The organism is Streptomyces sp. NPDC001137, assembly GCF_040298885.1.
Lineage (GTDB): Bacteria > Actinomycetota > Actinomycetes > Streptomycetales > Streptomycetaceae > Streptomyces.
Map to the genome: position 1 here is coordinate 14,067 of NZ_JBEPBA010000050.1, position 22,504 is coordinate 36,570.

A 22,504-nucleotide genomic window follows, 5' to 3' on the forward strand; every position below is an offset into this window, starting at 1 on the left:
CACGAAGCAGGCGATCGTGGTGACGACGAAGGCCAGATCGGCCATCGTGAACTCCTGGAAGGGTTCGGTCGGACGGGGACGGTTCGAGGAAACAGCCTTCGCGGCCGGGAACCCGCGCCGTTGACGGCTCCCATACGGCGCTCCGCACGCCTTTGACGGAGCCCTTACGGCTGTACAGGTCCCCGCACCCGTGACACGTCCTTGATGCAGGTGCGACCGGGCCACGACCGGCTCGCGTTGCGGCACCGTCAAGAAGGACCGCAGGGCCGTATGGGTCCCGTCAAGGCCCATTCCTCCACGTCGCAAGGTCTCCTACCGTCTGGCGTATGGGGCAGCTCGACGAGACGCGAGGGCCCGGATCCGGCACGTGCGGTCCGGAGTCCGGCCTGGTGCTCCACGATCGCCGCTGGACGGGGGATCTGATCAGCGCCATCCGCTGCGCCGTCGTACTCCTCGCCCTGCTCCTCCTGATCGACTGGTGTGCGGACACGCTGTCCCTGCGGCGCGGTGCGCTGTGGTCCGCGCTCGCGGTGCTGCTGTTCCTCCTGCTCCGCCCCGACCGCATCCGCGTCGGCGAGGGCTGGCTGACCTCACGCCGGCTGCTGCGCACCCGGAGGATCCGCACCGACCAGCTGGTCTCGTTGCGCACCCTCGACGGGATCACACGACGTCTCGTGCTCAGGGACGCCTTCGGTGAGCACGTCGAACTCGACCTCCAGGTCCTGGTCGACAACCCCGACCTCTGGTACCGGCTCCACGAGGACGCCCGCACGTCACTGGCCCTCGGCACCCTGCAGGGCGGGTCCGCCGCGTTGGAGCGGCTCTCCGTGCGGGTGGAGCGCGAGACGGCGCTGACCGTGTTCAAGGTCTCCGATCTGAAGTGAGCGTCCCCGTTCAGCTCCGGCGGTCCGTCGACTGCGGTTACGGCCGCACACCCGTCATCAGGATGTCCAGACCCCGCCGCGTGGTCGCCAGGACGACACGGTCGCCCGCCCGCAGGATCCGTTCCTGCACGGGACGCCAGTCGAAGCCCGTCCGGCCGGGGTGCGGTCCGGTGAGGCGGTCCACGGCCTCCGACGCGGGCAGCGGCCCGGCGTCGGTCCCGACGGCCAGCACCCGCCATGCGTTCTCGCGGAACGCCTCGTGCACGGAGCGTCCCTCCAGCTCGGGATGCCCGGCCACGTCCACGCAGGTGAACAGCAGCGAGCCCCGCTCGACCGGCATCACCCCCAGCACATGGCGGCCCATCATCGCGGCGGCGAACGAGGGCGCAGCCAGCGCGGAAACGCTTCTGCTCCGGGTCAGGGCATCGGGGTAGGAGGCACGCAGGGTGCGCTGGACGGTGGCCGCGAAGGCGTCGTCGTACAAGCGCGTCACCACCCGCACGGCGGGGTTGGTCTCACGCACGGCCATGACGATGTCGAGGTTCTGACCGTCGTCACGGGTGAGGACGAGCAGCGAGCCGCTCTGCCGGACCCGGGCGAGTTCGAGCACACCGGGGGCCGTGGCGTCCTCCAGGATCAGCGGGATGCCTAGCCGGCGGGCGAGGGCGACGCCGCGGGCGTGCGGGTCGCGTTCGATGGCCACCACCCGGTGGTCGGTGGCGCGCAGTCGGTCCAGCACCCGGGTGCCGACCATCCCCAGACCGACCAGCACGATGTGGCCGTTCACACCGTCGTCGGGCGGATGGCTCGCCGAGGCGGTGCGGAAGGCATCGGTGGCGTTCATGGTCGCGGCGACCACGAGCGGAAGGACGGCCAACCCCACGAAACCGGCCAGGAGTTGGAGCACCCGCCGGGCCACCGACTCCTCGGTGGCCGGGTCACCCATGGTGAAGATGTCCAGCAGCGGCAGATAGAAGTTCTTCCACCACGGATGCTCGTCGGCGAAGAGCGCGGTGGCGGTCGCGAGCGCGAGGACGACTGCCGTCAACGCCCCGTAGACGGCCGCGAGCTGGTGGGACAGGAATACCTTCCACGGCAGATGTGCGAGCCGCGCCCGAAGCCACCGCCGGGGATGCACACGCCGGGCGCGGGCGGTCGCTTCGGAGGCGTGGTGGGTGACCTCCTCCAGCATCAGCCGGCCGTGCGTGGACTGCCGGTGGTGGGCGGTGCGGGTGTCGGGCAGCAGCTGGGTGCCCTCCTCGCCGGGCGTCTCGGCGCTGTCCTGGCTGGCCGGGTCGTCCTGGTGGGCGCCGGACAGGACCGCCAGAGTGGCCAGGTCGGTGACGTTCGACGGGGACCCCGCGGGCCGTACGACACCGCGGAACACCTTCCCCTCGACCTGGAGGGTGTGTCCGTGGCCCACGGCGGCGGCCGCCACCAGTTCCGGTACGGCGGTGTCGGCGTCGGAGAGGACCGTGGTGGAGGTGTCCTGGGCGGGGGCGTCGCACAGCCCGGCGGCCCGGTCCAGCAGCCGCTCCAGATGGTGGCCGCGCTCGCGGTTGAACATACGGACGACCAGCCGCACCGAGGGGTTGATGGTCCGGGCGAGCAGCGCCGCCGTCATGTTGACCTGGTCGTCCCGGTAGGTCAAGGCGAGCGCGGCGGCCCGCTCGACACCCGCCGCCCGCAGCGCCCGCTCGTCGGGGCGGACGGAGAGATGCAGCTCGACCGGCGAGTGCGGGTCGTCGTGCAGCGCGGCGATCTCCGCGCCGCGCTCGTCGCTCGCGGACGGCAGCACGACGGTGACGATCTCGCCGCACACGGCGTCCAGTTCGACGGCGAGCCGGTGCGCGAGAGCATCGTCGCCGCAGATCACCATGTGCTGCGATCTCTGGCCGGGCGGTATGCGGATGGGGAGAGTCGACGTCACATCACGCAGAACGCCGCCGCTATCGAGGGCAGTTCCTGCGGGACACCGGCCGGCACCCAAGATTTCGCCAAGAACATGCCAACGGCCTCCGTCCTTTCCGTCGCACCGACCCGGTCGGCCGCGACAGCCCAGGGCAGCAGCTCCGCCCCTGTCTTGACGTGCGCGGGGCGGATAGGGTGAAAGCGGTGTGCCGGGAAGTCTGGTCGGCCGGGGAGCCACGGTGGTCCCCGTGAAGGCCCCAGGGGGAAGGCATGCGCAGCGTAGGGACGGTACTCGCACTGGTCGTACTGGCCACGGTCGTGGCGACCTTCGCCCACCGTCGGCGCATCCCCGCCCCGTCCCTCCTGGTCGTCGCCGGCCTTGTCGTGGCCCTGCTGCCGGGCACCCCCGAGATCGAGACCAGCCCCGAGATCATCGGCCTGGTGGTGCTGCCCCCGCTGCTGTACGCGAGCGCGGAGGACTTGTCCTGGCGCGAGCTGCGCGCGGTGTGGAAACCGGTCGGGATCCTCGCGATCGGCCTGGTCCTGGCGTCGGCGGCGGCGGTCGGAGCGGTGGCCTCGCTGGTGACGCCGCTGTCGTGGCGGATGGCGTTCGTGCTGGGCGCGGTCCTGGCCAGCACCGACCCGGTGGCGGTCACGGCACTCGGCAGACGCCTGGCCCTGCCGCCCCGGGTCCAGGTCCTGGTCCAGGCGGAGAGCCTGTTCAACGATGCCACCTCGCTGGTCCTCTTCCGGGTCGCGGTGAGCCTGGCCGTGACGACCGCCGCGGCGGACTGGGGCGCGGCGGGCGGTGAGTTCGCCGTGCTGGCGGGCGGCGGCACACTGATCGGGGCGGCCGTGGCCCACGTCGTCACACTCATCCGGCGGCGCACCGAGGATCCGGTCCTGGAGACCGTGATCGCCCTGGTCACGCCGTACGCCGCCTATGTTCTGGCCGAGGCGGCCCACACCTCCGGCGTCACCTCGGTCGTGGTCGCCGGAGTCGTGCTGGGCGGCCGGGGCGAGAAGCTCACCAACGCACGCATCAGGCTCCAACTGCACGCGGTCTACGGGACCGTGGTGTTCCTGCTGGAGAGCGTGGTGTTCTCCCTCATCGGCCTGGCCCTGCCCGCCCAGGTGCGGGCGCTGTCCCCCGGCGACCGGGCCTGGCCGCTGTACGCGCTCGCGGTCGCCGGCACCCTGATCGCCGTACGGCTGCTGTGGCTGGCCCCGCTGTCGGCGGTGGTACAGCGCAAGGGCGGCATCCGCCCCATGAACTGGCGGGTCCCGATGGTGCTGACCTGGGCGGGCACCCGGGGCGTCGTCCCCCTGGCCGCGGCCCTCTCCATCCCGGTGACCACCAGCAGCGGCTCGGCGCTCGCGGACCGCCCCCTGGTGCTGGTCCTGACCACCTCGGTCGTGGTCGTCACCCTCGTCGTGCAGGGCTTCAGCCTGGCCCCCGTGGTCCGCCGCTCGGGCATCGCCCTCGAACCCGACCACACCGAGCGCGAGGAGGCGGCGGCCCGCTGCCGGCTCGCCGACGCGGGCATGCGGCGCCTGGAGGAACTCTCCGCGCTCGAGGCCGTCCCCGACGTCGTGCTCGACCGCCTCCGCCGTGGCCTCACCGCCCGCCTCGACGACGCCCGCGACCGCCTCACCGACCACACCGGCCAGAGCGCCCCGGCCGAATCCGCCGACCTGGTCTACCGTCAGCTGCGCCGCGACGTCATCGCCTTCGAGGCGGTGGAGCTGCAGCGCCTGTACGACGAACACGCCATCAGTGACACGACCCGCAGGCGGCTGCAGCGGTCGTTGGACCTGGAGGAAGCCCGCCTGACGGACATCTGAGCCATGACGCTGGGTGTCCGGCCCCGATCGTCGAACCCCATCCCCCCGGACAGCCCAAACCACAGCAAACATCCACAGAAGCTGCCTTCCTGGGCGCTGCTTCAGCCGAGCAGCGAGTCTTAACGGAAGATTGACGCCGTCGCCCCCCTCATCCGTGGGCCCTTGCGTCACTCTCCGCTTACGCTGGTGCCGCCGTCCGCGTGATGGCCGGAATCCACACGCTGAGCCGCACCTCAGGAGCACGCCGATGGCCACGACCGAGCACCCGCCTCCCAGTCGCCTGCGCGCCTGGATGCTGGAGGGCCTGTCCGACATGGGCAAGGGCGTCCAGCAGGCGCCGCACGCCCAGCCGGAGCCCCCGCACCAGGGGCAGCGCTGGTACCGCGTGATGTGCCTGACCGGCGTCGACTACTTCTCCACACTCGGCTACCAGCCCGGCATCGCGGCGCTGGCCGCCGGCCTCCTGTCGCCGGTGGCGACCATCGTCCTGGTGATCGTGACGCTCGCCGGCGCCCTGCCGGTCTACCGCCGAGTGGCCGAGGAGAGCCCGCGCGGCGAAGGCTCGATCGCGATGCTGGAGCGGCTGCTGTCGTTCTGGAAGGGCAAGCTCTTCGTCCTGACCCTGCTCGGCTTCGCCGCCACCGACTTCCTGATCACCATCACCCTCTCGGCGGCGGACGCCTCGACCCACCTCGTCGAGAACCCCCACCTCACCAGCACCCTGCACGACAAGCAGATGCTGATCACACTCGTCCTGGTCGCCCTGCTCGGCGCGGTCTTCCTCAAGGGCTTCCTGGAGGCGATCGGCGTCGCGGTGGCGCTGGTGGTGGTCTACCTCGGCCTCAACGTCGTCGTCGTGGCCGTGGGCATGTACCACGTGATCACCGCGGGCCATCTGGTCACCGACTGGACCAGCGCCCTGACCACGGAACACGGCAACATCTTCGCCATGATCGGCGTCTCGCTGCTGGTCTTCCCCAAGCTGGCGCTCGGCCTCTCCGGCTTCGAGACCGGCGTCGCGGTCATGCCGCACGTCCAGGGCGACCCGGGCGACACCGAGGAGAACCCGCAGGGACGCATCCGCGACACCAAGAAGCTCCTCACGGCCGCCGCGCTGATCATGAGCGTGTTCCTGATCGCGACGAGCTTCATCACGACCGTGCTGATCCCGGAGAAGGAGTTCAAGTCCGGCGGCCAGGCCAACGGACGCGCCCTCGCCTATCTCTCGCACGAATACCTGGGCAACGCCTTCGGCACGGTCTACGACATCTCGACCATCGCGATCCTCTGGTTCGCCGGCGCCTCCGCCATGGCCGGCCTGCTCAACCTGATGCCCCGCTATCTGCCCCGCTACGGCATGGCGCCGCACTGGGCCCGCGCCGTGCGCCCCATGGTGATCGTCTTCACCCTGATCGGCTTCCTGGTCACCTGGATCTTCGACGCCGACGTCGACGCCCAGGGCGGCGCCTACGCCACCGGCGTCCTGGTCCTGATGTCCTCGGCCGCGATCGCGGTGACCATCGCCGCCCGCCGCGCCCAGCAGCGAGGCTGGACCATCGGCTTCGGAGTCGTCTCCGCGGTCCTCCTCTACGTCACCGTGGCCAACGTCATCGAGCGCCCGGACGGCGTCAAGATCGGTGCCTGCTTCATCGCCGGCATCATCCTGGTCTCCCTGCTGTCCCGGCTGGCCCGCGCCTTCGAGCTGCGCGTCACCAGCGTGACGCTGGACGACATGGCGGAACGTTTCGTCCGGGACATGGCCAGCCGCAAGATCCGCTTCATCGCCAACGAGCCGGACCAGCGGGACAAGGCCGAGTACCGCGACAAGATCGAGCAGATCCGGAACGACAACGACATCCCCGGCGAGGACTTCGTCTTCGTCGAGGTCACGGTCGTCGACCCCTCCGAGTTCGAGGCGGGCCTGACGGTGCGCGGCGAGGTCCTGCACGGCCGCTACCGGGTGCTGACCCTGGAGTCCTCCTCCATCCCGAACGCGCTGGCCGCCCTGCTCCTGCACGTCCGCGACACCACCCGGTGCACCCCGCACATCTACTTCGAGTGGACCGAGGGCAACCCGTTCGCCAACTTCCTGCGCTTCTTCCTCTTCGGCCAGGGCGAGGTCGCCCCGGTCACCCGAGAGGTCCTCCGCGAAGCGGAACCGGACCGCGCCCGCAGGCCCCGCGTCCACACGGGCTGACACGGGCGCCCGCCGGGGAGGCGCCCTGATGGGACGCGGGGAACTGCGCGACCAGCCACGACGACGCCGCAGACGATCAACAGCACATCGAGGCACCCCGCGGCGCAGCCCCTCGTCCACCAGGCCCCTTCCCCGGCCCTATCGTGACCGCATGCAGAGCTACACAATCGGCCAGGCCGCACGACTGCTCGGCGTGAGCCCGGACACCGCACGCCGTTGGGCCGACGCCGGCCGGGTGGCGACCCATCGCGACGAGGGCGGCCGAAGGCTCATCGACGGCCGGGACCTGGCCGCCTTCTCCGTCGAACTCGCCAAGGCGGGCAGCACCGATGAGGAGACCTCCTACACCTCGGTCCGCAACGCCTTCCCCGGCATCGTCACCGCGATCAAGCTCGGCGACGTGGCTGCCCAGGTCGAGATCCAGGCCGGTCCGCACCGCCTGGTCTCACTGCTGACCCGCGAGGCCGTGGAGGAGCTCGGCCTCGAGGTCGGCATGGAGGCGACGGCCCGTGTGAAGTCGACCAACGTGCACATCGACCGCACCTGACCCACGAACAACTCCCCTGATCTGCGCACCGCAAGAGACCAGCGGCCCCTCCGCCGGGAGAAGCGAGAACCCTGCGAGCGCAGCAAACGCGCGGCAGCGGAACCCGACCTGCACTCCCGTACCGCGGTGTGGACGACGGTCAAGCCGACGCAGAAACGCGCATACCCGGCACAACACCCCATCGGGGCTACCGTGGGCCCGGGCACAAAGCCCCCAGTCCCCAGCCCCTGCGAGGCGTTCTGCATGAGCCCCATGAGCCTGAGCATCCGCAATCAGATCCCCGGCACGGTCACCGCCATCACCTCCGGCGAGGTCATGGCCACCGTCAAGGTCCGCCTCGCCGGCGGCCAGGACATCACCGCGGCGATCACCCTCGAGTCCGCCGAGGAACTCGGCCTCGCCGCGGGCACCGCCGTACGCGCCCTGGTGAAGTCGACGGAGGTCTCCCTGGCCACCGCCCCGGTCGAGGGCCTGTCCATCCGCAACCAGCTGCCCGGCACGGTGACCGGCGTGACCACCGGCGGCGCGATGGCCTCCGTGAAGGTCGCCGTCGACGGCGGCGAACTGACCTCCGCGATCACCAAGGACGCCGTCACGGACCTCGCCCTGACCACCGGCACACCCGTCGTGGCCCTGATCAAGTCGACGGAGATCTCACTCGCGACGGCGTGACGGGAAAGGGCCCCGCCGAAGCGGGGCCCTCCTCCACGACCACTGCCTCAGTCGTCGTACGCGTCCAGCGGCGGGCAGGAGCACACGAGGTTCCGGTCGCCGAAGGCCTGGTCGATCCGGCGCACCGGCGGCCAGTACTTGTCGGCGGCCGACACCCCGGCCGGGAAGACGGCCTCCTCACGCGAGTACGCGTGCTCCCACTCCCCACCGAGCGCGGCGGCGGTGTGCGGCGCACCCCGGAGCGGGTTGTCCTCGGCCGGCCACTCGCCCGCCCCGACCTTCTCGATCTCCGCGCGGATGGCGATCATCGCCTCGCAGAACCGGTCCAGCTCGATCAGGTCCTCGGACTCGGTCGGCTCGATCATCAGCGTGCCGGCCACCGGGAACGACATGGTCGGCGCGTGGAAGCCGTAGTCGATCAGCCGCTTGGCGACGTCGTCGACGCTCACGCCGGTCGCCTTGGTCAGCGGCCTCAGGTCGATGATGCACTCGTGCGCGACCAGCCCGCCCGGACCGGTGTAGAGCACGGGGTAGTGCGGCTCAAGGCGCTTGGCGATGTAGTTGGCGCTCAGCACGGCCACCTGCGTGGCCCGCTTCAGCCCCTCGCCGCCCATGAGCCGGACGTAGGCCCACGAGATCGGCAGGATGCCCGCGGAACCCCAGGGAGCCGCGGAGATCGGCCCGACACCCGTTGCCGGTCCCGCGGCCGGCTGCATCGGGTGGTTCGGCAGATACGGCGCCAGGTGCGCCCTCACGCCCACCGGCCCGACGCCCGGACCACCGCCGCCGTGCGGGATGCAGAAAGTCTTGTGCAGGTTCAGGTGCGAGACGTCACCGCCGAAGTGCCCCGGCTTGGCAAGCCCCACAAGAGCGTTGAGGTTGGCCCCGTCGACGTACACCTGCCCGCCGGCCTCGTGCACCTGCGCGCAGATGTCGGCGACATGCTCCTCGAACACACCGTGCGTCGAGGGGTACGTGATCATCAGCACCGCGAGCTCGTCGCGGTACTGCTCGATCTTCGCCCGCAGGTCCTCGACGTCGATCTCGCCGTCCTCGGCGGTCTTCACGACGACGACCTTCATCCCCGCCATCACGGCACTGGCGGCGTTCGTGCCGTGCGCGGACGACGGAATCAGACACACGGTCCGCTGCTCGTCCCCGTTGGCCCGGTGATATCCGCGTACGGCGAGCAGTCCGGCCAGCTCGCCCTGCGATCCGGCGTTGGGCTGCAGGGAAACCTTGTCGTACCCGGTGACCTCGGCGAGCCGCTCCTCGAGTTCACGGATGAGGGTGAGGTAGCCCTGCGCCTGCTCGGCGGGCGCGAAGGGGTGCAGCTGCCCGAACTCGGGCCAGGTCACCGGCTCCATCTCGGTGGTCGCGTTGAGCTTCATGGTGCAGGAGCCCAGCGGGATCATGCCCCGGTCGAGCGCGTAGTCACGGTCGGCGAGGCGGCGCAGGTAGCGCAGCATCGCGGTCTCGGAGCGGTGCTCCTGGAAGACCGGGTGGGTGAGGTAGTCGTCGGTGCGCAGCAGCCCTGCGGGCAGGGAGTCCTCGGTCGCCGCGTCCAGCGCCTCGATGTCGCCCTCGATCCCGAACGCGGTCCACACGGCGCCCAGTTGGGCCCGCGCGGTGGTCTCGTCGCAGGCGATCGAGACGTGGTCGGTGTCGACCAGGTGAAGGTTGACTCCGTTCTCCCGTGCGGCGGCCACCACCTCGGCGGCGCGGCCCGGCACCCGCACGGTGAGCGTGTCGAAGTACGAGCCGTGCACGACCTCGGCACCACCGGCCCGAAGCCCCGCGGCAAGGATCGTGGCGTACCGGTGGGTGCGCCGCGCGATCGCCTTGAGCCCCTCGGGCCCGTGGTACACGGCGTACATCCCCGCCATGACGGCGAGCAGCACCTGGGCCGTACAGATGTTGCTGGTGGCCTTCTCCCGCCGGATGTGCTGCTCACGGGTCTGCAGTGCGAGCCGGTACGCCTTGTGCCCGTCCGCGTCCACGGACACGCCCACCAGCCGCCCGGGCAGGCTGCGTGCGAACTTCTCGTGCACCGCCATGTAACCCGCGTGCGGCCCGCCGAAGCCCATCGGCACACCGAAGCGCTGCGTGGTCCCGACCGCGATGTCCGCGCCGAGCTCCCCGGGCGACTTCAGCAGCGTCAGCGCCAGCAGATCGGCGGCGACCGTGACGAGCGCACCGAGCTCGTGCGCCTGGTCTATGAGCGGCTTGAGGTCGCGTACGACGCCGGAAGCGCCGGGGTACTGGACGAGCACACCGTTGATCTCACGCCCGGCGACCTCGGCCGGAATGCCGTCGCTCAGATCGGCGACCACGACCTCCACGCCGGTCGGCTCGGCGCGGGTCTCGATCACGGCGATGGTCTGTGGCAGCACGTCCGCGTCGACCAGGAACAGACCCTTCTTGTTCCTGCCCATCCTCCGGGACAGCGCCATCGCCTCGGCGGCGGCCGTCCCCTCGTCGAGCAGGGAGGCTCCGGAGGTGGGCAGCCCGGTCAGATCGGCGACCATGGTCTGGAAATTGAGCAGGGCCTCGAGCCGCCCCTGGGAGATCTCGGGCTGGTAGGGCGTGTAAGCCGTGTACCAAGCGGGGTTCTCCATCACATTGCGCAGGATGACGGGCGGGGTGAAGGTCCCGTAGTACCCGAGCCCGATCATGGAGTCGAGCACCTGGTTGCGGTCGGCGAGCGAGCGCAGCTCGGCCAGCACCTCGGCCTCGGTACGCGCACCCGGCAGTTCCAGCGCATCCGAGTTCTTGATGACATCCGGCACCGCGGCGGCGGTGAGCTCGTCCAGCGAGCCGTATCCGACGTGCGCGAGCATCTTGGCCCGAGCCTCTTGGTCAGGCCCGATATGGCGCTGCTCGAACGGGATTCCCTGTTCGAGCTCGGAGAGCGGAATGCGATGGGCGGTCATTGCGGAGGCCTCCTGGTCAGACACGACCTTCGAGGGGCACCACGGCACGGGTACCCGAACGGCCTCCCCCTCTGTCATCTCAACCTGAGAGCTTCACCGGATCACCCGAGGGCATCCGGCTTTCACCGTCGGTGAGAGCGGGAGCCGTCGACACCCGCCCTGCTTTCCAGAGTGACCTCGTCCGCGCGGTACGTGAGCCTGAGAGATTCCGGGGAGGATTTGCTCCTTCGGCGCCTCCGATGATGTCTGGAGGACTCTCCCGCACGGGGTCAGCAGCCGCTGTCAGCCTACCAGCGAGCACAACATCCGATCCTTCGAGTGGCCGCCATCACCAATGTGCTCTTTTGTAGTGCTTACGGATGAGTTGCGACCAAGTGGAGGGCCCGTGCAGACCGACATCGATCCGCGCAACCTGATCGGCCGCAAGGCGTTCGACCGCAATGGCACCAAGCTGGGCACCATCGACGAGGTCTACCTCGACGACGCGACCGGTGTGCCGGAGTGGGCGGCCATACGCACCGGCCTGTTCTCCCGGGACGCCTTCGTCCCCCTGGAACCGAGCGAACTGATCGAGGGCACCCTCCACGTCCCCTTCGACCGGTCCCTGATCAAGGACGCCCCCGACTTCGGCGTCGGCCGCCACCTCTCCCCCGAACAGGAGCTCCAGCTCTACCACCACTACGGTCTGGACATCCCCGCTTCCTCCCCCTTCCCGGACCGCGACTTCGGCAAGCTGGCGGGCACGGAGGACGCGGACGCCTAGAGCCTGCCCCTCGGACCAACTAGGCCTCGTCGGCCCTGACTCGCCCTCCCCCCTGCTGCCTCAATGGTGGAAGGATCCCTGGCCATGTCGTCGTCGGTCGCCTGCGGGCAGATCGGGCCGGACGGGGCGGCCGAAGCCGGCGGACACCTCGTCCGCGAACTCGGCGAGGCGGCGGGGCTCGCCCCGCCCGCATACCGGCGCTCCGCGGCATGCACCGCGGCAGCGGCTGATGCCACGGCCTCCTTGGCCTTGCAGCTGCACGATCCCTCCCCCACTCCCGGCTTCGCTCAAGCGGGCCCCATGCCCCCTCGGGGCGGCCGCAAGGCGTAGTTCCCTGCAGCCGACCTGATCCAGACGACAGGCACTGACCCACCCCCGCCACCGCGCCCGGCCCCCGCGCGGACCGGCACCACCCCCGATCAGGCGCCGCCCCCAGGCACGGCGGCCCCGGGTCTCGCCGCCACCAGCGGCAACGGGTCCGCCGGCTCCAGCTCAGGGTCGTCGGTGCGAAACGTCCGGACCCGCCCCGGCTCCGAATCCGGCGTCTCGAAGCGCACGGTCACCCGCCCGAGCCCACTTCCCTGCACCCACCCGTGCCCGAACTCGGCATGCCGCACATCGTGTCCGGCGGGCCACCGCCGCTCGACAGCCACCTGCCGCTCCTCGACGGGCTCCTCGTCCGCCTCGTCCGCCGCATGTTCCATGCCTTCCCCGGCGGCCTGCGCGAACAGATCCTCCTGCGTGTAGTCGGCCAGCCCGCTGACCCCGACCCCCAGCAACCGCACACCCCCCGTGGTGTCCACCGAATCCAGCAGCCGGGCGGCAGCCTCCCGCACCACCCCCGGATCGTCCGTCGGCCCGCGCAGCGTCTCGGAACGAGTCAGCGTCGAGAAGTCGTAGCGCCGCACCTTCAGCACGATGGTCCGCCCCGAAAGACCCGCGCCCCGCAACCGCCGCACACACCGGTCGGCCAGCCGCTGCACCTCCAGCCCCACCCTGACCCGGTCGTGGATGTCCACGTCGTACGTGTCCTCGACCGATACCGACTTGGCCTCCCGCTCGGCCACCACGGGCCGGTCGTCGTGCGCCAGCGCCATGGCGTACAACGCGTGCCCATGGGCCTTGCCCAGCAGCCGGACGAGCTCGTCCTCACCGGCCTCGGCGATCTCGTCGACCGTGGTGATGCCGGCCCGCCGCAGGTGGTCCCCCGTCGCCGGCCCCACCCCTGGCAGCATCCGCACCGACATCGGTCCCAGCTTGGCCCGCTCGGTCCCGGGCTCGACCAGAACCAGCCCGTTCGGCTTGGCCTCCTCGGAGGCGATCTTCGCGAGCATCTTGCAGGCGGCAAGGCCCACGGACCCGGTGAGCCCCGTGTCCGCCCGTATGTCCGCGCGCAGCTTCTCCCCCACCAGCCGTGCCGACGCCGCGTCCCAGGCCGCCTCCCCGGCCTCCAGGTCCACGAAGGCCTCGTCCAGGCTCAGCGGCTCCACCAGCGGCGACAGCGAATGCAGCAGCCCCATGACCTGCTCGCTGATCGACCGGTAGAACCCGAAGCGCGGCACCAGATACGCGGCGTTCGGTGCCAGCCGCCGCGCCTGCGCCATCGGCATCGCCGACCGCACCCCGAAGACCCGCGCCTCGTACGAAGCGGTGGCGACCACCCCGCGCGGCCCGAGCCCGCCCACGATCACGGCTTTCCCGCGCAGACTCGGCTTGGATGCCTGCTCCGCCGAGGCGTAGAAGGCATCCATGTCGAGATGCAGGATCGTGGGCGCGTTTCTCACATCTCCGATGCTGCCCTACGCCACTGACAATGCCGTCCTACGAGCGCCCAAGGGCTCCGAGAAGCCGCGTGGACGCGGTCAGACCGCCCGGTTACGGCGGCGTGCGAGCTCGTCCGCCGGGTTGTGCCCGACCAGGGTCTCACCGGTGTCGATCCGCTCGCCGTGCAGCTGCGACAGCGCACTGTCCACGTCCCGCCACACCACGCCGACAGCGATCCCGAAGATCCCCTGGCCGCCCTGGAGCAGCGCGTGGACCTCGTCGGGCGAGGTGCACTCGTAGACCGTGGCGCCGTCGCTCATCAGCGTCATGCGCTCCAGATCCCGGAAGCCCCGCTCACGCAGGTGCATCACCGCGGTGCGGATGTTCTGCAGCGACACCCCGGTGTCCAGGAACCGCTTGACGATCTTCAGGACGACGACGTCCCGGAAGCTGTACAGCCGCTGCGTGCCCGACCCGTAGGCGGGCCGCACGCTCGGCTCGACGAGCCCGGTACGGGCCCAGTAGTCCAGTTGCCGATAGGTGATGCCGGCGGCCGCACAGGCCGTCGGACCGCGATAGCCGATCTGCTCGGACGCCATGGACGCCGCCCCTCCGCTGCTCGGCACGGCCGCCGGCCGCTGCGGAGCGTGATCGGCCGCGCTGCCGGGATGGGGGTCCCCCCAACTCGAACGAAGTTGAGAGCTCGGGGGAGGGTACGGACCGCTCTCCCCGAGACTGCGTCCGGGGCCACCCCCAGCCGTACCGTCGCCGCTGCTTCTCACGCCGACCTCCGTCCTTGACCTGCCATCTCGACGGTAGGCAGTCACCAGGGGTGCGTCAACGATCGCCACACTCGGCACGCCGGGTGATAATCACCCTAAGAGTGGTTTCCCGCACCCCACCGCGGGGAAAGGCTAGCCGAATGCGCTCGGAGGGGACCGCAGGACGCTCTCACTGGCCGTTGGCACTTGCCGGCATATGAGCCGTGACCGGCGGCGAAGCGGCCCACTGCGGAATCCGGCTCCGCACGGGCCGACCACGCCTCACTGGCTGCTCGTCCCGAAGTCCTCCGGCGAGATCTGGTCGAGGAACTCGCGGAACTTCTCCACCTCGTCCTCCTGCTCATCCGGAATCGCGATGCCTGCGTCGTCCAGCACGCCGTCGCTGCCGTAGATCGGCGTTCCGGTGCGCAGGGCCAGCGCTATGGCGTCGGACGGACGGGCACTGACTTCGACCCCGCTGGCGAAGACCAGCTCCGCGTAGAAGACGCCCTCACGCAGATCCGTGATGCGTACTTCGGTCAGCTCCTGACCCACGGCCTCCAGCACGTCCTTGAACAGGTCGTGGGTCAGCGGTCGTGCGGGGGCCATGCCCTGCTGGGCGAAGGCAATGGCAGTCGCCTCCCCCGGCCCGATCCAGATGGGGAGGTAACGGTCGCCTCCCACTTCACGCAGGAGCACGATCGGTTGGTTGGAGGGCATTTCGACCCGGACACCTACGACATCGAGCTCGTTCACACAGCAACCCTAGGACCTGCCCGGGACGTTTGGGTAGTCGAGCCGGGAACGGGAGGCCGATCCGGCCTCCGCAGACCCGTCGGACTCAGGGCAGTCGCACCCCGAGCGCGGTCTGAACGAGGGCGGCGTGCAGCTTCACCGTGAGCGCCGCCAGCTCCTTGGTACGCGCCTCGGCATGCGCCCTGGTCTGCGGATTGCGGTGACGCTTCAGTGGGGCCACGACCTGGTCCACCAGCCCGGCCTCACGGTCGGCTGCGCCTTTCATGGCCCTGAGGTGCCGCGGTTCGATCCCGAACCGCCCGAGCTCCACGACGAGCGAGGCCACGGTCACCGTCTCCGCGTCGTACGCCCCGTCCGGCAGCGGGGCGACCAGGCCGTACGACTCCCACTCCGCGAGTTCCTGCTCGCCGATCCCGGCGGCCGCGAGCAGCTCGGCCCGCCCGATCCGAGCCGCGGTGGGCCCCTCGGGCGCGTCGAGCAGGGCCTCACCGTCCCGCTGACGTCCCACGACGGGCAGCGGGACAGCCTCACCGCGCTCCATGGCGTCCAGATGCTCGCGGATCACCTTGAGGGGCAGATAGTGGTCCCGCTGCATCCTCAGCACGTGACCGAGGCGCTCGACATCGTCCGCGCTGAACTTGCGATACCCCGACGGGGTGCGCTGCGGCTCGATGAGCCCTTCCGACTCCAGGAAACGGATCTTGGAGATGGTGACTTCGGGGAACTCGTCGCGCAGCACGTTCAGCACCGTGCCGATGCTCATCAGACCGCTGTCCGTGCCGGCGGTGCCGTGCCCGGCACCGCCGCTCGGTGTTCGAAGCATGGACATTCCCTTGAAGTCCCCCCGGACGGGGTCTGGGGGGAGGGTCAGTAGCCCCGCTGGCTTGCGTAGAACACCAGCCGGTACTTTCCGATCTGCACCTCGTCACCGTTGTTCAGAGCGACCTGGTCGATCCGCTCGCGGTTGACGTACGTGCCGTTCAGACTGCCCACGTCGGCCACCGTGAACGAGCCGTCCGCGCCACGGCGGAACTCCACGTGCCGACGCGAGACCGTCACGTCGTCCAGGAAGATGTCGCTCTGCGGATGACGCCCGGCCGTGGTCAGATCGCCGTCCAGCAGGAAACGGCTGCCCGAGTTCGGCCCGCGGCGCACCACCAGGAGCGCGGAGCCGAGCGGCAGCGCGTCCACGGCCGCCTGTGCCTCGGGAGACAGCGCCGGCACCTGCGTCTGGCCGGTGACCTCGGCGTCGTAGGCCTCGATACCGGAAATCGAGATCGTGGACGTCGTCTCCGACGGCCGCTCGGCCGCGCCGCCGGTCCGCAGCGGGGCACCACAGTTGGAGCAGAAGCGGCTGTTCTCCGCGTTGCGGTTACCGCACCTCGTACACACCAGGGCCGACATAGGGGAAAACCCTCCACCCGTACTTGAGGTTGACGGTTGCCCGAAACCTATGCCGCCGGACTGCGCAGGGTCAACAGACGGCGCGCCCTGACCTCCGGGAATGTCACCACCCGGCCCAGGGACCTGGTCCCGGAACAGCGGGCGCTGGCCCTCTGCATCGGGCTGTGCGCGATGACGAGCGGTCGCGTTGTCGCTACCCTCTCGCGCGCTCTTGCCGAACAACTTCGCAAACAACTTCACGGGCGATTCCCCTTGACCGAAACAGACCCGCCCGTGGGGCAGGACGAACCCTGATTGCATACACCGGCCGACCCGGACATCCTCACAACGTCCGTATCCACCAGACAGTTTCCACCACGCACCACCCATTCGGTGCGCCGACCCCCCGCAACCTCATGCCCCCGCCGGACGTCGGCCATGCACCGCCTGTTCACTGGGAGGACGACCGAGCGTAGTCAGGCCGCTTCGCCGCTCGCAAGGCGTCCACGACGATCTTGTTCGACCGCTCGACGGCCACGGTGGCCTGCTCCTTCTCCAGAGTCTGCACCACGCCTCCCGGGATGTTGAGCGCCGGTTCGAGGTCTGCCGGCTTGCCGATGACCTTGAAACGAAAGGGAGCGTTGATCTTGTTCCCGTCGACGCTCACGCTCTTGCCCGAGTCGGTGAGGTAGGTGTTGGCGACGACTCGCACGTCGTTCACCTGGATCGCCTCCGCCCCGGCCGCACGCAGCTCCTGGATCGCGTCGAGCAGCATGTCCGCCTGGACCGTCCCCTTCGTGTCCTCGATGGTCATCGTGATGCCGGGCCCCTGCGCGGCCACCGTGCCCGCCAGAATGCCGAGTTGCTTCTCCTTCTCGACGGTCTGCTTGCGGGCCTCCTCGGCCTGGTTGGAGCTGTTCTCCAGCTCGTCGCGCTGCTTCTCCAGTCCCTGCTTCTCGTCCTCAAGACGCTGTGTACGGTCGTCTAGTTCATCCAGGATGCGAACGAGATCTTCCTGACGCGCGCCGCGCAGGGCGCTGTCGCTGTTGCTGTTCGAAGCCACTTGGACGGCCAGGCCGAAGCCGAGGCCGAACAGCAGGACGGCGACGATGAGTTGGGCGCGGGTGACGCGCGGCGGCCAGAGGCCCTTCACCAGCCGCTGCCGCCCGGTGAGAGAGGGCTGCTCCTCCTCGGGAGCCGCCGTCGCGTTCTCCTCGGGAGCCTCGGGAGCTGCCGTCGTGTCGGGCTCCGACGCGGGGACCTCCTCCGGAAGTTCCTTGCGCAGCCTGTTTTCCGGCGTCTCTTCGTTGTCGCTCATCGGCCTCACGCCCGGAACACGTGCCGGCGGATCGCCGCGGCGTTCGAGAAGATGCGGATCCCGAGCACCACGACGACACCGGTGGACAGCTGGGCGCCCACACCCAACTTGTCGCCCAGGAACACGATCAACGCCGCCACGACCACGTTGGACAGGAACGACACCACGAAGACCTTGTCGTCGAAGATCCCGTCGAGCATGGCCCGCAGACCACCGAAGACGGCGTCGAGCGCCGCGACGACAGCGATCGGCAGGTAAGGCTCGACGACCGCCGGAACCTCAGGCCGGACCAAAAGCCCGGCCACGACTCCCACTACGAGGCCCAGTACGGCGATCACGATGTGCCCTTCTCAGTCTTCTCGGTTGTCGGCTGTGCTGTACGTACGATCACACTCGGTGCGGCAGGCAGCCGGAGGTCGCCTTCCACGGAGATGCTGCTGCGGATGCCGTAGGTCTCCCGCAGGGCGTGCAGATACAGCCCGTCGGCGCTGTTCTGGAACCTGCTGCTCAGCTGCTTCCCGTTCCCCACGGCCAGCACCGTATAGGGGGGAACCAGCGGCTTGTTGTCGACCAGTATCGCGTCCCCCGCGGCCCGGATCGCCGAGAGCGCCGTCAGCCGCTGCCCATTGATCGAAACGGCCTCGGCCCCCGACTCCCACAGACCGTTGACCACACGCTGCATGTCACGGTCGCGCACTCGACCGGTGTCGGAGAAGTCCGAGGTCTCGCGCGGGTTGCCGTTACCGCCGCTGGTTGCTTCCTTGGCGTCGTTCACGACCAGTTTCACGCCGGGACCGTGTACCTCGACGGCACCCGACAAAATCCCCACCAGCTCCGACTGATCTCCACTGCCGCTCTTCTTGAGGGCCTCCCGCTGGCGCGTGCTCACATCGTCGCGCAGCTTGTCGACGGAGCCCTCCAGCTTGTCCGCCGCCGTGGTCTCCCGATCGATGCGGTTGATCAGTTCCTCGCGCTCCTTGGCGACGACGGGAGCCGCCACCCGCGCCTGGGCCGCTCCGACGGTCACGACGAGGGCCGCGAGCACCAGCCCGGCGGCCAGGCCGAGCTTGGCCTGCAGGGTCTTCGGCAGACCACCGTCGCCCGCGGCTTTCTTCCTGGCGGCCGCCTCGGCGTAGCCGTCGTCCAGGCTGTGGTCCATGACGTTGGTGAGCAGCGACATGGAAGCGTCCGGACGCGAGGGGCGCGTGGGTGTGCTCCGAACGGGGGGCTGCTGCGGCATGCCGCACATCGTCGCATGTCGCGGCCACTACCTCCGAATGGCCCCACCGGCGTGCCGGACGGGCCCCCTCGGGGACACCTGTCCGGCACGCGCGCGTGCTGCGTTTTTCAGCGGCCGGCGCTGTCCACGACCGCCGACCACTCGTCGAGCAGGGCCTGGGCGGAGGCATCGTCCGGCCCCTCGGCCCACAGGTGGGTGACCGCTTCGGCCGGGTCGGGCAGCACCATCACCCAGCGCCCGTCCGTCTCCACCACCCGCACACCGTCGGTGGTGTCCACGAAGCGGTCTCCGGCCGCCTCGACCACACGCCGCATCACAAGTCCCTTGACGGCCCAGGGAGTCGCAAGATCCCGCTTGAGGACGTGTGCCCGCGGAATCCGGGCGTCGATCTGGCTGAGCGTGAGCTGCGTCCGCGCCACCAGCCCGATCAACCGTACGAAGGCCGCCGTACCGTCGAAGACGCTGCTGAACTCCGGGACGATGAAGCCGCCCTTGCCGTCACCGCCGAAGATGGTCGAGTCGTCGCCTCCGACCCGGGTCAGGTCGTCGGGCGAGGTCGTCGTCCACTCCACCTGCGTGCCGTGGTACGCCGCGACCTGCTCGGCGATCCTCGTCGTGGTCACCGGCAGCGCCACCCGCCCACTGCGCCGCTCGGCGGCCACCAGATCCAGCATGACGAGCAGCGCCCGGTCGTCCTCGACGATCCGCCCCTTCTCGTCGACCAGCGACAACCGCTCGCCAACCGGGTCGAACCGCACCCCGAACGCGGCCCGCGACGACGCCACGATCTCACCGAGCCGCACCAGCCCCGACCGCCGCACCTCTGCGGACTCCGTGGGCCGCGACTCGTCGAGCCCGGGATTGATGGTCAGCGAGTCCACCCCGAGCTTGCCCAGCAGGCTGGGCAGAACAAGCCCGGCGCTGCCGTTCGACGCGTCGACGACGACCTTCAGCCCGGACTCGCTGATCCCTGTCGTGTCGACATTGCGCAAGAGCGAGCCGGTGTACGAGTCGAAGACGCTGGCAGGGAAGTGCAGGTCTCCGATCTCCCCGGGGAACGCACGCCGGTACTCCTGCCGCGCGAACACCCGGTCCAGCTTTCGCTGGCTGCCCTGCGACAGATCGGCGCCGTTCCCGTCGAAGAACATGATGTCCACGGAGTCCGGTACCCCGGGCGTGGTCCGGATCATGATCCCGCCGGCGCTGCCCCGAGCCGTCTGCTGCCGGGCAACGGGCAGCGGTACGTTCTCCAGATCCCGTACGTCGATGGCGCTGGCCTGCAGGGCGGAGATGACCGCCCGCTTCAGGGCACGGGCGCCACGGGAGTGGTCGCGGGCCGTGGTGACGGTGGAGCCCTTCTTCAACGTCGTCGCATAGGCGCCGGCCAGGCGTACGGCGAGCTCGGGCGTGATCTCCACGTTCAGGATGCCGGAGACCCCGCGAGCACCGAACAGATGCGCCTGGCCCCTGGACTCCCAGATGACCGAGGTGTTGACGAAGGCACCGGCCTCGATGGTCTTGAACGGGTAGACCCGCACATTGCCCTGAACGATCGATTCTTCACCGATGAGGCACTCGTCGCCGATGACCGCACCGTCCTCGATCCGAGCGGCACGCATGATGTCGGTGTTCTTTCCGACGACGCAGCCACGCAGATTGCTGTGCTGCCCCACGTACACGTTGTCGTGCACGACGGCCTTGTGCAGAAACGCACCGCTCTTCACAACGACGTTCGAGCCGACGACGGTGTGCTCACGAATTTCGGCACCGGCTTCGACCTTGGCGTAGTCACCGATGTAGAGCGGGCCGCGCAGCACGGCGTCGGGATGCACCTCGGCACCCTCGGCCACCCACACACCCGGGGACATCTCGAAGCCGTCGATCTCGACGTCGACCCTGCCCTCCAGAACGTCCGCCTGCGCCTTCACATAGCTCTCGTGCGTACCGACGTCCTCCCAGTACCCTTCCGCGACATAGCCGTAGACCGGCTTGCCTTCCTTCATCAGCTGCGGGAAGACATCCCCGGACCAGTCCACGGGCACATCGGGCTCGACATAGTCGAAGACTTCGGGCTCCATCACATAGATGCCCGTGTTCACCGTGTCGGAGAAGACCTGGCCCCAGGTGGGCTTCTCGAGGAAGCGCTCGACCTTTCCTTCTTCGTCAACGATCGTGATACCGAATTCCAGCGGATTCGGCACACGCGTCAGACAAACAGTGACGAGCGCACCCTTCTCCTTGTGGAAATTGATCAGCTCGGTGAGGTCGAAGTCGGTCAGGGCATCACCGGAGATGACGAGGAAGGCATCGTCCTTCAACGCCTCTTCGGCGTTCTTGACGCTTCCTGCGGTACCGAGTGGCTTCTCCTCGTTGGCATAGGAGAGCTCCATTCCGAGCTCCTCGCCGTCACCGAAGTAGTTCTTGACCAATGAGGCCAGGAACTGGACAGTTACGACGGTCTCGTTCAGCCCATGCCTTTTGAGCAGCCGTAGCACGTGCTCCATGATCGGCCGGTTGGCCACGGGCAGGAGCGGCTTGGGCATGCTTGAGGTCATGGGGCGAAGGCGTGTGCCTTCACCTCCGGCCATCACGACGGCCTTCATGTCGGAAGCGTCCTCCTCAAAGAGACGACGGTCTAGCCGACTTCACCCGCCCAGATTGTCCCGCACTTTTCCGCCGAGGGCCATCCGGCCACTACGGCCGCGGCAATCGGCGAGTTCAATCGGCCATGGCGTCCGCGCGGACGAGGCGGCGGACTTGTACCACGTAGAGGACTCCTGCCCACCAATAGAGCGTTGTACCCCATCCAGCGAACGCCCATCCGAAAATAGCAGCGAGTGACGAGATCCATCCAGTTCCGTCACTGAGCAGGAGCAACGGGAAGGCGTACATCAGGTTGAAGGTGGCCGCCTTCCCCAGGAAGTTCACCTGCGGCGGCGGATAGCCGTGCCGCCGGAGGATCCACACCATCACCAGCAGGACGAGCTCGCGCGCCAGAAGTACAGCGGTCAACCAAAATGGCAGAATCTCGCGCCAGGTGAGGCCGACCAACGTCGAGAGAATGTAGAGCCTGTCGGCCGCGGGGTCGAGCAGCCGGCCAAGGCTGCTGATCTGGTTCCAACGCCTCGCCAGCTTGCCGTCCAGGTAGTCACTGACTCCGCTCAGAGCCAGCACCAGCAGCGCCCACGTGTCGCTCTTGGGGCCCCCGAACTCAGGCCTGAGGATCAGCCACAGAAAGACCGGCACGCCGACGAGACGCGCCATGCTGAGGATGTTGGGGATGGTGAGGACCCGGTCCGTCTGGACGCGGGTCTCCTGGACCTCCACCCGGGGGCCTCCTGTGGGAAACGTGCCAACGATGCCCCCTGACCTTACCTCAACGCAAAAAAGCTCTGGCTCTTGGGCTGTTGCCCAAGAGCCAGAGCTCTAAAAGGAGTTCGGCGGCGTCCTACTCTCCCACAGGGTCCCCCCTGCAGTACCATCGGCGCTGTAAGGCTTAGCTTCCGGGTTCGGAATGTAACCGGGCGTTT

General features: G+C 69.3%; 19 protein-coding genes, 1 rRNA gene and 1 riboswitch. Of the genes, 7 read left to right on the top strand and 13 right to left on the bottom strand.

Annotated elements, in window-relative coordinates; all coding sequences use genetic code 11:
• The first annotated feature begins 326 nt into the window (after window positions 1–326).
• Entirely contained in the window at window positions 327–884 is a 558-nt protein-coding gene (locus ABT254_RS45930) for a hypothetical protein (RefSeq protein ID WP_351483684.1), read from the top strand.
• Window positions 885–921: 37 nt separating this feature from the next.
• Here the strand turns inward: ABT254_RS45930 and ABT254_RS45935 are convergent, their stop codons facing one another.
• On the bottom strand, window positions 922–2,814 hold the full coding sequence (locus ABT254_RS45935; protein WP_351483685.1) for an NAD-binding protein: 1,893 nt from the start codon (window positions 2,812–2,814) through the stop codon (window positions 922–924).
• A 251-nt stretch (window positions 2,815–3,065) separates the two neighbouring features.
• On the opposite strand from ABT254_RS45935, the gene ABT254_RS45940 reads away from it, so the two are divergent.
• From ABT254_RS45940 to ABT254_RS45955, 4 genes are all read left to right on the top strand, one after another.
• On the top strand, window positions 3,066–4,640 hold the full coding sequence (locus ABT254_RS45940) for a Na+/H+ antiporter (protein ID WP_351483686.1): 1,575 nt from the start codon (window positions 3,066–3,068) through the stop codon (window positions 4,638–4,640).
• A gap of 247 nt (window positions 4,641–4,887) precedes the next feature.
• Complete coding sequence (locus ABT254_RS45945) at window positions 4,888–6,837, top strand: APC family permease (RefSeq protein WP_351483687.1); 1,950 nt, start codon at window positions 4,888–4,890, stop codon at window positions 6,835–6,837.
• 151 nt (window positions 6,838–6,988) lie between these two features.
• Complete coding sequence (locus ABT254_RS45950) at window positions 6,989–7,384, top strand: TOBE domain-containing protein (RefSeq protein ID WP_351483688.1); 396 nt, start codon at window positions 6,989–6,991, stop codon at window positions 7,382–7,384.
• Between the two features lie 252 nt (window positions 7,385–7,636).
• Window positions 7,637–8,056, top strand: coding sequence for a TOBE domain-containing protein (locus tag ABT254_RS45955; RefSeq protein ID WP_351483700.1), 420 nt, complete (start codon window positions 7,637–7,639; stop codon window positions 8,054–8,056).
• A gap of 47 nt (window positions 8,057–8,103) precedes the next feature.
• Here ABT254_RS45955 and gcvP read toward each other — a convergent pair whose 3' ends face one another.
• Window positions 8,104–10,989, bottom strand: coding sequence for an aminomethyl-transferring glycine dehydrogenase (gene gcvP, locus ABT254_RS45960; protein ID WP_351483689.1), 2,886 nt, complete (start codon window positions 10,987–10,989; stop codon window positions 8,104–8,106).
• Window positions 10,990–11,165: 176 nt separating this feature from the next.
• A riboswitch (glycine riboswitch) is annotated at window positions 11,166–11,261 on the bottom strand.
• Window positions 11,262–11,374: 113 nt separating this feature from the next.
• Here gcvP and ABT254_RS45965 point away from each other — a divergent pair.
• Entirely contained in the window at window positions 11,375–11,752 is a 378-nt protein-coding gene (locus ABT254_RS45965) for a PRC-barrel domain-containing protein (protein ID WP_351483690.1), read from the top strand.
• 84 nt (window positions 11,753–11,836) lie between these two features.
• Entirely contained in the window at window positions 11,837–12,082 is a 246-nt protein-coding gene (locus ABT254_RS45970) for a hypothetical protein (RefSeq protein ID WP_351483701.1), read from the top strand.
• A gap of 89 nt (window positions 12,083–12,171) precedes the next feature.
• Here the strand turns inward: ABT254_RS45970 and ABT254_RS45975 are convergent, their stop codons facing one another.
• The 11 genes from ABT254_RS45975 to rrf all read right to left on the bottom strand — a co-directional run.
• Window positions 12,172–13,536, bottom strand: a complete 1,365-nt coding sequence (locus ABT254_RS45975; RefSeq protein WP_351483691.1) for a DNA polymerase IV — start codon at window positions 13,534–13,536, stop codon at window positions 12,172–12,174.
• Between the two features lie 78 nt (window positions 13,537–13,614).
• On the bottom strand, window positions 13,615–14,298 hold the full coding sequence (locus ABT254_RS45980; RefSeq protein ID WP_351483692.1) for a MerR family transcriptional regulator: 684 nt from the start codon (window positions 14,296–14,298) through the stop codon (window positions 13,615–13,617).
• Window positions 14,299–14,559: 261 nt separating this feature from the next.
• On the bottom strand, window positions 14,560–15,033 hold the full coding sequence (locus ABT254_RS45985; RefSeq protein ID WP_004002801.1) for a bifunctional nuclease family protein: 474 nt from the start codon (window positions 15,031–15,033) through the stop codon (window positions 14,560–14,562).
• Between the two features lie 85 nt (window positions 15,034–15,118).
• Window positions 15,119–15,856 carry a transcriptional regulator FtsR gene (gene ftsR / locus ABT254_RS45990; RefSeq protein ID WP_351483693.1) on the bottom strand — a complete coding sequence of 246 codons (738 nt, stop codon included), beginning with the start codon at window positions 15,854–15,856 and terminating at the stop codon, window positions 15,119–15,121.
• A 44-nt stretch (window positions 15,857–15,900) separates the two neighbouring features.
• A complete protein-coding gene (locus tag ABT254_RS45995; RefSeq protein WP_351483694.1) occupies window positions 15,901–16,806 on the bottom strand; it encodes a zinc-ribbon and FHA domain-containing protein in 906 nt (301 codons plus the stop codon).
• A 61-nt stretch (window positions 16,807–16,867) separates the two neighbouring features.
• Window positions 16,868–17,734: a DUF881 domain-containing protein gene (locus tag ABT254_RS46000; RefSeq protein ID WP_351483695.1), complete on the bottom strand. Its 867-nt coding sequence runs from the start codon at window positions 17,732–17,734 to the stop codon at window positions 16,868–16,870.
• A 5-nt stretch (window positions 17,735–17,739) separates the two neighbouring features.
• Window positions 17,740–18,072 carry a small basic family protein gene (locus ABT254_RS46005; protein WP_003988855.1) on the bottom strand — a complete coding sequence of 111 codons (333 nt, stop codon included), beginning with the start codon at window positions 18,070–18,072 and terminating at the stop codon, window positions 17,740–17,742.
• Window positions 18,069–18,974, bottom strand: a complete 906-nt coding sequence (locus ABT254_RS46010) for a DUF881 domain-containing protein (protein ID WP_351483696.1) — start codon at window positions 18,972–18,974, stop codon at window positions 18,069–18,071. Before ABT254_RS46010 ends, ABT254_RS46005 begins: the two co-directional genes overlap by 4 nt.
• A 107-nt stretch (window positions 18,975–19,081) precedes the next feature.
• Window positions 19,082–21,577, bottom strand: a complete 2,496-nt coding sequence (locus tag ABT254_RS46015) for a sugar phosphate nucleotidyltransferase (RefSeq protein WP_351483697.1) — start codon at window positions 21,575–21,577, stop codon at window positions 19,082–19,084.
• A 115-nt stretch (window positions 21,578–21,692) separates the two neighbouring features.
• Window positions 21,693–22,301, bottom strand: coding sequence for a cardiolipin synthase ClsA (clsA, locus tag ABT254_RS46020; RefSeq protein WP_351483698.1), 609 nt, complete (start codon window positions 22,299–22,301; stop codon window positions 21,693–21,695).
• A gap of 108 nt (window positions 22,302–22,409) precedes the next feature.
• Window positions 22,410–22,504 (bottom strand): 5S ribosomal RNA (gene rrf, locus ABT254_RS46025); the annotation flags it as partial.

Bases quoted from the DNA above. Each gene is read 5' to 3' on its own strand.
- ABT254_RS45930 (WP_351483684.1), top strand. From the start codon at position 327: ATGGGGCAGCTCGACGAGACGCGAGGGCCCGGATCCGGCACGTGCGGT.
- ABT254_RS45940 (WP_351483686.1), top strand. From the start codon at position 3,066: ATGCGCAGCGTAGGGACGGTACTCGCACTGGTCGTACTGGCCACGGTC.
- ABT254_RS45945 (WP_351483687.1), top strand. From the start codon at position 4,888: ATGGCCACGACCGAGCACCCGCCTCCCAGTCGCCTGCGCGCCTGGATG.
- ABT254_RS45950 (WP_351483688.1), top strand. From the start codon at position 6,989: ATGCAGAGCTACACAATCGGCCAGGCCGCACGACTGCTCGGCGTGAGC.
- ABT254_RS45955 (WP_351483700.1), top strand. From the start codon at position 7,637: ATGAGCCTGAGCATCCGCAATCAGATCCCCGGCACGGTCACCGCCATC.
- gcvP (WP_351483689.1), bottom strand. From the start codon at position 10,989: ATGACCGCCCATCGCATTCCGCTCTCCGAGCTCGAACAGGGAATCCCG.
- ABT254_RS45970 (WP_351483701.1), top strand. From the start codon at position 11,837: ATGTCGTCGTCGGTCGCCTGCGGGCAGATCGGGCCGGACGGGGCGGCC.
- ftsR (WP_351483693.1), bottom strand. From the start codon at position 15,856: ATGCTTCGAACACCGAGCGGCGGTGCCGGGCACGGCACCGCCGGCACG.
- ABT254_RS45995 (WP_351483694.1), bottom strand. From the start codon at position 16,806: ATGGGTGGTGCGTGGTGGAAACTGTCTGGTGGATACGGACGTTGTGAG.
- ABT254_RS46000 (WP_351483695.1), bottom strand. From the start codon at position 17,734: ATGAGCGACAACGAAGAGACGCCGGAAAACAGGCTGCGCAAGGAACTT.
- ABT254_RS46010 (WP_351483696.1), bottom strand. From the start codon at position 18,974: ATGCCGCAGCAGCCCCCCGTTCGGAGCACACCCACGCGCCCCTCGCGT.
- ABT254_RS46015 (WP_351483697.1), bottom strand. From the start codon at position 21,577: ATGAAGGCCGTCGTGATGGCCGGAGGTGAAGGCACACGCCTTCGCCCC.